This is a genomic window from bacterium, assembly GCA_035528375.1.
Classification (GTDB): domain Bacteria; phylum RBG-13-66-14; class RBG-13-66-14; order RBG-13-66-14; family RBG-13-66-14; genus RBG-13-66-14.
In genome coordinates this window covers 1-10,538 of record DATKYS010000026.1, presented here as the reverse complement: position 1 = coordinate 10,538, position 10,538 = coordinate 1, and the positions used below count along the sequence as shown (strand labels likewise).

The following is a 10,538-nucleotide window of genomic DNA, read 5'->3' as shown; positions in this document are numbered from 1 at the left end:
TGGGGGGAGGGCAGGGAGGGGGGTGCAGATTACCGGCTGACGACCAGCCGCCGCGTCAGCGACCCGGCGGACGTTTCCAGACGGTAGAGGTAAACGCCGGAGGGGATTTCCGCGCAGTTCCAGGAGACTTCGTGCCGACCTGCGGTCAGCTCCGAATCAACCAGCGTCGCCACGCGCCGACCCGATAAATCGTACACCGACAGCACGACGCGGCCGTCATCGGGCAGGGAGTAGACGAAGTTGACGACATCCCGCGACGGACTCGGGTAGGCGGCGTAGAGGACGAGAGCAAACGTTTCCTCGGGTACGGTGACGGCCTCCGTGGGGCCGAAGCGGCTGACCGTCCCATCGCCCTCGGTCACTTCCAGCCAATAGGCGTAACTCCCGCCCGGCTCCACGCCGCGGTCGAGGTATCTCGATGAATCGCCGGTTAAATTTCCTGATATAACCTCCGGCTCGCCCTCGCCCCGCAGGACGCGCACCCCGGCCGGTTCCCCGCCCGAGAGGCGCCAGTTGACCAAAACGCCCTCGTCGGTCGAGCCCGCGCCGAAATCGGCAAGATCAATCCCGCCGCCCAGGTCAACATCGAAGTACCAGTCCAGCTCCTCGGCCCAGTACTCCCCGCCCTCCGAGTCCAGTGATTTCACCCGCCACCAGACGCGTGCCCCGTCCTCGATGCCCCCCGTTATCGTATACTCCGATTCGCCGATATCCGTGACCTCGTTGTAAGTTAAAAAGTCCGGGTCTGTCCCCCACCAGAGGGTGTAGCTCTCGAGCCCGTCGAGGTCGTGGTCCTCCCAGTCGAACGTAAAGGGAAATTCGTATATCGTGTCACCTTTTCCGGGGCTAAGCAGGTGAAAACGGTTGGGTTCGTACCGAGCAAGCTTCAAGTTTTTATTGCTCCCATCGTAATACGAAATATACGGATTATCGGAAGCATCAAGCGCCAGGGAGGTCCACTGGCCCACGTTCCCCTCCGAGTCCACCGTCTCTATCCGCCATTCAGCGCCGTCCCAGCGGGCGTACTTCAAATCATAATCAGTGTAATCTACGAAATAACCATACGAGATGTGGGGGTAGTCGTTGGAATCAATCGCCAGGGAGGTGTACAGGCCCACCCAATCATCCGAATCCACTATCTCGATTTGCCAGGCGGCGCCGTCCCAGCGGGCATATAGCAAGTCTGAGTCATCGCCTACGCTACACGAGATGTGTGGGTAATCGTTGGAATCCAACGCCAGGGAGGTCCAGACGCCCGAGCTTCCTGTTGAGTCCACGATCTCGATCCGCCATGCGGCGCCGTCCCAGCGGGCGTACTTTAAATAACCGGTTAAGCCGAGAAACTCGTTATACGAGATATGAGGGTAATTGTTGGAATCCAGCGCCAGGGAGCTGAAACCGCCCACATCTCCCGCCGAGTCCACGGTTTCGATCCGCCATTCGGCGCCATCCCAGCGGGCATATTTGAGATCACCGTTATAATCGGCTGCATACGAGATATGCGGGTAGCCGGAGTCATCCAGCGCCAGAGAGATCCAATAGCCCACATCTCCCGCCGAGTCCACGGTCTCGATCAGCCATTCGTCGCCGTCCCAGCGGGCGTATTTGAGATTATCGTTGGTGCTATCGCGATACGAGATGTGGGGGTAGTCGGAGGAGTCCAGCGCCAGGGAGGTGTACGCGCCCACGTCTCCTCCTGAGTCCACGGTCTCTATCCGCCATGCGGCGCCGTCCCACCGTGCGTATTTGAGATCAATGTTGGTGTAATCGTAATACGAGATGTGGGGGTAACCGGAGGAGTCCAGCGCTAGGGAGGTGAATTTACCCACGTTATCCGTCGAGTCCACCGTCTCGATGCGCCACTCACCTGCTAGTGAGGTGGATACCAAGACGAGTAGAATCAAGCAAAAGTGAAGCGCTTTCATTCCCGCCACCCCAAAATTACTTTTATCAGCCGCTATCAATATAACCCCAAATCATAACCGTGTCAAGACGTCAAAGTAGCATTTAAAAGAGGATACCCATAGTTCTATTGATAAACGACAACCCGTACAAAGAAAATTTTTTCCTTTTCTTAAAAAATGCCTACTTTAGTCTGCATAAATGGGTTGACAACCACAATCGGTGATGATAAATTATAAATTGAGGTTTCCTCGAATCCACAAAAGTGCGTAAACGGATGAAAACGCTGTACAGAGTGCTCCTCGCCGTTATCGCCGCCAGCGTCATCGGTTTAATCGCCTGCTCCGACGCTGTCTCGACGGACGACGAGGTGAACCCCCTGGCCCACGACGCGGATAAGGTATGGGGATACGTCTACGAGGGCGGTGGTACAGAAATCCCAGTGGTAGGGGCCCCGGTGTTTGTTTGCAAAAGGGAGTCGGAAGAAGACGACTGGATTGACATCGCCGGCGTAAGCACAAACGGGGTCGGCTACTACGAGTTCGACCCCCTGAAGGACGGCTGGCCCTCTGGTTGGTTCGGCAAGGTTGACTGCACAAACGACTTAAAAACCGGAGAAAAACGATTTGGTTTTCCGCTGCAAGGACCGGTTCATGCGGATATTCATTTGTACTAGGGGGGCAGACTAAATTTGCCGACACACCCGGAGAATAATTAGGCGGGGATTCGACCCCGCCTTCTTTCGTTATCCACTCGTCTACTCGTACCGCAGGGCGTCTATGGGGTCCAGGCGGGAGGCTTTGATGGCGGGATATGTGCCGAAGAAGAGGCCGACGATGACGCTGAAGGAGAGGCCCAATAGGATGGACCACCAGGTGATGGCGTTTGGTAGCTCGAGTATCGCGGACAGAATAGCCGCCATCCCCCACCCCAGGCCCACGCCGACCACCCCGCCGAAGAGGGTCAGCACCACGGACTCGGTGACGAACTGGGCGGTGATGTCGCGGCGGCGGGCGCCGATGGCCTTGCGCACGCCCACCTCCCGCGTGCGCTCGGTTACGGCGACGAGCATGATGTTCATGATGCCGATGCCGCCGACGAGAAGCGACATGGAAGCCACGCCGATCAGGACGGCGTAGAGGACGGTCTCCATCTCCTTGAAGACATCGAGAAGGCCGCCCTGGGTGGAGACTTCGAAGTTGTTGTCCTCGGCGGGCCCGACGCCGCGGCGGCGGCGCAGGAGGCTCTCAATCTCGTCGGCGGCCCGCAGGACCGTGGCGGGCGACGTGCTGGTCGCGATGATGAACAGCTTGCTCCGGCCCATCCGGGTCGGCTCGAAGATGGTCCCGAAGAGCGTGTGGGGGACGATGACGTAGGTGTCCTGGCTCTGGCCCAGAAAATCTCCCCGCCGCTCGAGCACCCCGATCACGGTGAACCTGTGGCGCCCGATGCGGACCTCGCGGCCCACGGGGTCGCGGGAGCCGAAGAGCGCCTCGGCAATGTCGGCGCCGATGACGGTCACCCGCCGCCGCGCCCGCACGTCGGCGCGGGTCAGGTCCCGACCGATCTCCATGTCCAGCGCGTTGACCAGGCAGAAATCCTCGTTGCCCCCGCTGACCATGACCGTGTCGGTGGAGGAGCCGCCGTGGGTGACGCGGGCCGCGGTGAAGTACATCGGCGTGACCGCCTCCACGTCGGGGCAGAACTCCGCGATGGCCTGTGCGTCGTCCAGGCTGAGGTCCGGGCGGAACATGATCTCGGGGTCGGGCCGTCCCGTCTGGATGGCGGGCATGGTGCTCACGTAGATGTAGTTCGAGCCCAGCGAGCCTATGTGCTCCGCCACGCTGTTCGACAGCCCCTCGATGAGGCTCACCAGGGTGATGATGACCGTGACCCCGATGACGATTCCCAGGACGGTCAAAAAGCTGCGCAGCTTGTTGGAGCGGATGGCGTCGAGGGCGATGCGCCCGGCCTCGCGCAGGGTGCCGGTGAAAAAGATCCAGAAGGGGTGGCGGCGGGATTCCATTTTTTTTATAAAAGGGAGACGAGCCCGGCGACGATTTTCTGCTCCTCGCCGGAGAACTTTTCGTGGAGGTCCAACAGGCGCTCACCCGGCCAAAAGCGCCGCGACACCCGGTCCGCGACCAGGGCGTGGACGTCGGCCAGCCCGGCGGAGGCGGCCAGGTCCCGGGAGCGGTCGAGGAAACCCAGGACGGCCTCGGCGACGGTGGATATTTCACCGCCGAGGCTGATGTGGGCGTCGAGGCCCCCCGCGATGGCGGCGGCTCGGTTCGGAGAAATCTCATCCTCGGCGGCGGACAGACGCCCGTCGCCCCAGCGCACCGCCAGCGCGGCCAGGACGATTAGCCCGACGAGGGCCGTCGAGTCCTCCACCGTGGTCTGCATGTCGCAGACGCGCACCTCCACGGTGGGGAGCATCCGGCGGGGGCGGATGTCCCAGTACAGGTCCTTCTCCACGGTGGCGCCCTGGGAGGCGAGGGCCAGAATCGCGGCGTCCACGTCGGCGAAGCTCTTCAATAAAGGCGGCGCGCCCACGGTCTCCAGGCGGGAGTAGATGTCCAGGCGCGCGTCGGCGGCCGGATGACGCTCCCCCTCCCAGAAGGGCGAGTTGGCGGCGCAGGCGATGAAGAGCGGCAGGTACGGGCGAAGGCCGTTGGCGATGGTGATGCGCTCCTCTTCTTCGGGCACCCCCAGGTGGACGTGGAGGCCCCAGAAGAGGCACTTGAGCCACTTGTCGCCCTGGTACTCCGCCAGGCGGTGGTAGCGGGGGTAGTCCACCACGGGCTGCTCGCGCCAGCGGCAGTTCGGGTGGGCCCCCACGGGGAGGAGCTCCACGCCGGCCCGGTTCGCCGCCCGCCGCGCCAGGTGACGCAGGCGCCGGAGCTCCGCCCGCACCTCCTCCAGGTCCAGGCACACCGGGGTGGCGATCTCCAGCGTCGCCTGGTGGACGTCGGGCTTGATTTCGACCCGCTCGGCCTCCGAGAGCGTGGAGAGGGTCTCGGCGATGCGGGGCGTGAGCCGGCCCGTGGCCGGGTCCACCAGCCCGAACTCCTCCTCGACGCCCAGGGTGAAGAGCTCCACGCGCCTCCTCGTTGCCATTTTGGGCGATATTAGCACGGCGGCCGCGGCGCGTCCACCGGCGCCCGCCGGGGCGGATTTATTGAAAATACCCATCCCTTTATTGCCACGTCAACGGTGTTGAGGTACACTGAAACCCTCGCCCCCGTTCACCCCCCCCGACCCGTCAAGGACGCCCGATGGACGAACTGGAGCACGACCTCGGCCTGCCCGCGAGCCTGGAGGCGGAGCGCCTGACCCTGGGCGCGGCGCTGCGCTACCCCGAGGCGGTACACCGCTCCATCGAGGCCGCGCTGCGGCCCGACGACTTCTTAAAACCCCTCCACGGGCGAATCTACACCGCAATCATGACCCTCTACTCCAAGCGGGACGGCGCCATTGACCTGGTGACCGTCTCCGACGAGCTGCGGCGCTCGCCCGAGGGGCTCACCGACTCCGAGCTGGGCTACCTGGTGGAGGTGAAGGAATCCACGGCGTCCACGGCGGGGCTGGCGTCCCACCTTGAGATAATCCGCGACAAGGCGATTCTGCGCTCGCTGGTGAGGGCGGCGTCGGTGATAAACGAATCGGCCCGCGCCGACGCCGAGCCCCCGGCCACCGTCCTGGAGAAGGCCGAGGGGCTGATCCTGGAAATCGCCGAGAGGCGGATGCGCCGCGAGGTGAGGCCGCTTTCCGAGCTGGTGGACTCCGCCCTGGAGGAGATACGCGCCCTTCACGAGGGGCGCTCCACCCAGAGCGAAATCCTCACCGGCTTCTTCGACCTCGACGAGATTCTCTCCGGCTTCCACCGGGGCAACCTCATCGTCCTGGCGAGCCGGCCCGGCATGGGCAAGACGGCCCTGGGGCTCAACATCTCCCAGCGCATCGCCATTGACCAGGGCATCGGGGTCGGGTTCTTCTCCCTGGAGATGTCGGCGGAGGAGCTGGTGCGGCGGATGCTGTGCTCCGAGGCGCGGGTGGACTCCCAGAAGGTGCGCCGGGGGCTGGTCTCCGAGGGCGACATGGAAAAATTCATCAACAAGGTGGCCCGCCTCTCCAACGCCCCCTTCTACCTGGACGACACCCCGGCCCTGTCGGTGCTGGAGCTGCGGGCCAAGGCCCGCCGACTGGTCAAGCAGAAGGGCGTCGGGCTCATCGTCGTGGACTACCTCCAGCTCATGACCGCCACCCACCGCCGCACGGAGAGCCGCCAGGTCGAGGTGGCCGAAATCTCCCGCTCCCTCAAGGCGCTGGCCAAGGAGCTCGACGTCCCCATCCTGGCCGTCGCCCAGCTCAACCGCCAGCCGGTGAACCGCCCCCGGTCCAAGATGCCCCTGCTCTCGGACCTGCGCGAATCGGGCGCCATCGAGCAGGACGCCGACGTGGTGATGTTTTTGCACCGCGAGGAGTACTACCAGGTCTCCAGCCCCGGCGAGGAGGCCCAGGAGGCGGCGGAGGGCCCGGACTACGGCAACGGCGGCGGCCTCACCGACGACCTGGCCCGGATGCCCGGCATCAGCCAGGTCATCGTCGCCAAGCAGCGCAACGGCCCGGTGGGCTCCGTGTACCTCGTGTTCCGCAAGAAGTTCATGCGTTTCGAGAGCCTGGACCGCTCCTTCCGCACCCCCGCGAAGTCCTCGTCCTCCGGGGAGGGCGCCCCCTTCTGACCCCGCCTTGACATCTCGGACGCGCTGGATTAGCCTAACACGGCGTGATAGAGCCGGTCGGGCCCGGCCGTTCAGACGATGTATCCCAACCGTCCCATCTGGGCCGAGGTGGACCTCTCGGCCATCCGCGACAACCTCCTCGCCGTCCGGGAGCGGGTCGGCCGCGGCGTGAAAATCATGGCCGTGGTCAAGTCCGACGCCTATGGCCACGGCAAGCTCGAGGTCGCCCGGGCCCTGGACCCCTACGCCGACTGGTTCGGCGTCAGCTTCGTGGACGAGGGGGTGGAGCTCCGCCAGGCCGGTTTCGATCAGCCGATCCTCTGCCTGGTCACCCCCCTGGCGGACGAGCTGGACGCGGTGATCAAGTACCGGCTGACCCCGGTCCTGTCCGACGCCGGGCTGGCCGGGCACCTGGGCGAGCGCCTGGCGCGGATGGGTTGGCTGGACGCCTACCGCCGCGACTTCGACGTCCACGTCAAGGTGGACACCGGCATGGGGCGCCTGGGGGTGTGGCACGAGGACGCGCCCGAAACGGCGGCGCGCATCGAGGCCGTCCCCGGGGTCCACGTCGCCGGGCTCATGACCCACTTCCCCCTGGCCGACGGCGAGGACAGGAGCTTCGCCCGCGAGCAGCTCGAGCGCTTCGCCAAGGTCCGCCGGGAGCTGGAAAGAAATGGGCTTCGCCCCGAGCTCTGCCACGCCGCCAACTCCGCCGCCATCGCCGACCTCCCCGAAAGTTTTCTGGACATGGTCCGGCCGGGCCTGGCCCTCTACGGCAGCTACTCCAGTCCAAACGTGACCCGCAACCTGGGCGTCCGGACGGCCATCGCCCTGCGGGCCCGCATCGCGGCGGTCAAGACGCTCCCCGCCGGGACCACGGTGAGCTACGGCCGCCTCCACCGGCTGGAGCGGGAGACGTCCGTGGGCGTCCTGCCGCTGGGCTACGCCGACGGCTGGCGCAGGAGCCTCTCGGGCCGGGCCGAGGCGCTGGTGCGGGGCCAGAGGAGGCCCATCATCGGCGCCATCTGCATGGACATGTGCATGGTGGACCTGGGGGGCCTCGGCGAGGTGGCCCCGGGCGAGGTGGTCACCCTGCTGGGCCGCGACTACTCGGGCTCCAAGATAGAGGTCGAGGAGGCGGCCCGCTGGATGGACACCATCCCCTACGAGGTCACCTGCGGGCTGTCGGAGCGCGTCCCCCGGCACTACCTCCGGACGGAGTGAGCCGTGCCGCGAGCTGACACATTGAAGATGAACACCTTCGAGCGCATCGGCGACTGGCTGCTGGAGAAGACCCATGCCGTGGGGGGCATGTTCATCTTCTACGGCCGGACCGTGGCCCGCATCGCCCGGCGGCGGCCCCGGGGCAAGCTCGTCTACGATCAGATGATGCGCCTCGGGGTGGAGTCCATCGGCGTGGTGACCATGACCGCGCTCTTCACCGGGATGGTCATCGCGCTCCAGTCGGTGAACTCGCTCAAGGTCTTCGGAGCCGAGGCGTACGTGGGCGGCATGGTGTCGGTCCTCTTCGCCCGGGAGCTGGGGCCGGTGCTCACGGCCATCATGCTCGCCGGCCGCGTGGGGGCGGCCATGGCCGCCGAGCTCGGCACCATGCGCGTCACCGAGCAGATAGACGCCCTGGAGACCCTGGCCAGCGACCCCTTCCGCTACCTCGTGGCCCCCAGAATCATCGCCATGGCCGTCATGGCGCCGGCGCTCACCGCCCTGGCCATGGGCGTGGCCCAGGTGGGCTCCTTTTTCGTCTGCACCGTCCTGGCCGACGTGGACCCCGGCGTCTACATCGCCGAGCTCGACGCCTTCTCCAACGTCTGGGACATCGTCAGCGGCCTCATCAAGGCCTTCGCCTTCGGCCAGGTCCTCACGCTCATCAGTTGCTACTACGGCTTCTCGACCTTCGGCGGGGCCGAGGGGGTCGGCCGGTCCACCACCAACGCCGTCGTCGTCAGCGCCGTGAACATCCTCATCGTGGACGTGCTCTTGACCACGCTCTTCTTCATCGCCTTCGATTAGAGGGAGCCTTGGACCCCGAGACGGTCATCCGGACCCGTAACCTTCGCAAGAGCTTCGGCGAGACGGTGGTGCTCGAGGGGGTGGACCTGGATATCCACCGCGGGGAGTCCATCGCCATCATCGGGCGCTCCGGCGTGGGCAAGAGCGTGCTCTTGAAGCACGTGCTGGGCCTCCTGCAGCCGACCGAGGGGGACGTGTGGTGCCTGGGAATCCGGGTGAACGGGGCCAGCCTCGCCGAACTGCACGAGATACGCTCCCGGGCGGGCTACGTCTTCCAGTTCGCCGCCCTGTTCGATTCGCTGAACATCCGCGAGAACGTGGGCTTCTTTCTGGACAACCACACCGACACCCCGCCCGACGAGGTGGACCGCATCGTGGACGAAAAGCTGGCGCAGGTGGGCCTCCCGGAGACGGCGCACCTGATGCCGGCGGAGCTCTCCGGGGGGATGAAGAAGCGGGCGGGGCTGGCGCGAGCCCTGGTGGGCGAGCCCCAGATAATCCTCTACGACGAGCCCACCTCGGGCCTCGACCCCATCACCGCCGCCGCCATAAACGATCTCATCAACGAGACCAAGGACCTGACCCGGGCGACCACGGTCATCATCACCCACGACATGGCCTCGGCCTACAAGACCGCCGACCGCATCGCCATGCTGCACGAGGGGAGGATAATCTTCGACGGCACGGCCGAGGAGGTCCGCGCCACCGAGAATCCCTACGTGCAGCAGTTCATCCAGGGCCGCGCCCGGGGGCCCATAAACCCCCTGTTCAAGTGATCGCGGCAGTCAGGCGATTTTGGTACAATAGTCAGGTTCAACATGAGTAAAAAGATAAAACGTTCCGCCGAGCTCAAGGTCGGGATCACCGTCGTCGTCGCCCTGGCGATATTCGTCGCGCTCATTTTCTCCACGGGTGAGTGCCAGCTCTTCCACCGGGGCTACACGATAACGGTCATCTTCGACTCCGCCGCGGGACTGGTCACCGAGGCCAAGGTCCTCTACGCCGGCGTGCGCGCCGGCAGCGTCGAATCCGTCGAGTGGTTCAAGCCCGAGGGCTCCGACTCCCCCATGGTCAAGGTGATCCTCCGGCTGGAAGAAGACGTCGTGGTGCGGGAGAACTCGGTCATCGCCATCCGCCTGAAGGGGCTGATGGCCGACAAGTACGTGGACATCACGCCCGGCACGAGCGACTCGCCCGTGGTCCCGCCCGGCTCGACCGTCAAGGGCGAGCGTTCCATCGGCATGGACGAGCTCTTCGAGTCGGCGGGCAGCATCGTGATCAAGATCGGGGACGCCCTGGCCGACTTATCAAACCTCTTCGACGAAGAGACGGTGGCCCAGATCAAGGACACCATCGTACACATAGACTCGATGGCCACCGACCTGGACGAGCTGATCAAGCTCTCGACGGGCGAGATCACCGCCGCCGTGAGGAACCTGCGACAGATAACCGACAACGTCTCCCAGATAACCGCCAGCGCCTCCCGGATAACCCAGGACTTCGAGGGAACCCTGGCCCGCTCGCTCCCCCGGTTCGAGAGCGCCGTGGCGAGCATCGAGGAGGTCGCCTCCGGCGCCACCCTGGCCGTGGACCACATCAACTCCATCGTCGCCCAGATCGCCTCGGGCGAGGGGACCGTCGGGAAGCTCATCTACTCGGACGAGGCCTACGTGGACTTCACCGAAACCCTCAAAAAGGCCAAGACGCTGTTGGACAACATCATCGAAGACCCCCGTCGGTATCTGAACCTGTCGGTGTTTTAACCACCTCCCCCCTCTGGGGGGAGACTCGCCTACGGGTTATGGTGAGGGTCGTGGCCCCCCTCTCCCCGTGGGAGAGGGATTAAGGGTGAGGGCTTCC

9 protein-coding genes are annotated in these 10,538 nt (G+C 64.9%); 6 read left to right on the top strand and 3 right to left on the bottom strand.

The annotated features are described in order from the left end of the window. Nucleotides 1-29 precede the first annotated feature (29 nt). Entirely contained in the window at nt 30-1,925 is a 1,896-nt protein-coding gene (locus VM054_01515) for a T9SS type A sorting domain-containing protein (GenBank protein HUT97736.1), read from the bottom strand. Nucleotides 1,926-2,179: 254 nt separating this feature from the next. On the opposite strand from VM054_01515, the gene VM054_01510 reads away from it, so the two are divergent. Continuing rightward, the gene (locus tag VM054_01510) at nt 2,180-2,578 is read left to right on the top strand and encodes a hypothetical protein (protein HUT97735.1); all 399 of its coding nucleotides are present in this window, start codon (nt 2,180-2,182) and stop codon (nt 2,576-2,578) included. An 81-nt stretch (nt 2,579-2,659) separates the two neighbouring features. Here VM054_01510 and VM054_01505 read toward each other — a convergent pair whose 3' ends face one another. Next, on the bottom strand, nt 2,660-3,928 hold the full coding sequence (locus VM054_01505) for an ABC transporter permease (GenBank protein HUT97734.1): 1,269 nt from the start codon (nt 3,926-3,928) through the stop codon (nt 2,660-2,662). Between the two features lie 5 nt (nt 3,929-3,933). Then, nucleotides 3,934-5,004, bottom strand: coding sequence for a YbdK family carboxylate-amine ligase (locus tag VM054_01500; protein HUT97733.1), 1,071 nt, complete (start codon nt 5,002-5,004; stop codon nt 3,934-3,936). A gap of 176 nt (nt 5,005-5,180) precedes the next feature. Here VM054_01500 and dnaB point away from each other — a divergent pair, with 176 nt between their 5' ends. From dnaB to VM054_01475, 5 genes are all read left to right on the top strand, one after another. Beyond that, the gene (gene dnaB / locus VM054_01495; protein ID HUT97732.1) at nt 5,181-6,647 is read left to right on the top strand and encodes a replicative DNA helicase; all 1,467 of its coding nucleotides are present in this window, start codon (nt 5,181-5,183) and stop codon (nt 6,645-6,647) included. 78 nt (nt 6,648-6,725) lie between these two features. Continuing rightward, nucleotides 6,726-7,871, top strand: a complete 1,146-nt coding sequence (gene alr / locus VM054_01490; GenBank protein HUT97731.1) for an alanine racemase — start codon at nt 6,726-6,728, stop codon at nt 7,869-7,871. A 3-nt stretch (nt 7,872-7,874) separates the two neighbouring features. Then, on the top strand, nt 7,875-8,678 hold the full coding sequence (locus tag VM054_01485) for an ABC transporter permease (protein ID HUT97730.1): 804 nt from the start codon (nt 7,875-7,877) through the stop codon (nt 8,676-8,678). A gap of 8 nt (nt 8,679-8,686) precedes the next feature. Next, on the top strand, nt 8,687-9,454 hold the full coding sequence (locus VM054_01480; GenBank protein ID HUT97729.1) for an ABC transporter ATP-binding protein: 768 nt from the start codon (nt 8,687-8,689) through the stop codon (nt 9,452-9,454). 42 nt (nt 9,455-9,496) lie between these two features. Continuing rightward, nucleotides 9,497-10,441 (top strand): MlaD family protein, encoded by a 945-nt coding sequence (locus VM054_01475; GenBank protein HUT97728.1) that lies wholly within the window; start codon nt 9,497-9,499, stop codon nt 10,439-10,441. The last annotated feature ends 97 nt before the right edge of the window (nt 10,442-10,538 follow it).

Excerpts from the sequence above, each read along its gene's own strand:
- VM054_01505 (HUT97734.1), bottom strand. The coding sequence starts at position 3,928 with ATGGAATCCCGCCGCCACCCCTTCTGGATCTTTTTCACCGGCACCCTG.
- dnaB (HUT97732.1), top strand. The coding sequence starts at position 5,181 with ATGGACGAACTGGAGCACGACCTCGGCCTGCCCGCGAGCCTGGAGGCG.
- VM054_01515 (HUT97736.1), bottom strand. The coding sequence starts at position 1,925 with ATGAAAGCGCTTCACTTTTGCTTGATTCTACTCGTCTTGGTATCCACC.
- VM054_01510 (HUT97735.1), top strand. The coding sequence starts at position 2,180 with ATGAAAACGCTGTACAGAGTGCTCCTCGCCGTTATCGCCGCCAGCGTC.
- VM054_01475 (HUT97728.1), top strand. The coding sequence starts at position 9,497 with ATGAGTAAAAAGATAAAACGTTCCGCCGAGCTCAAGGTCGGGATCACC.
- alr (HUT97731.1), top strand. The coding sequence starts at position 6,726 with ATGTATCCCAACCGTCCCATCTGGGCCGAGGTGGACCTCTCGGCCATC.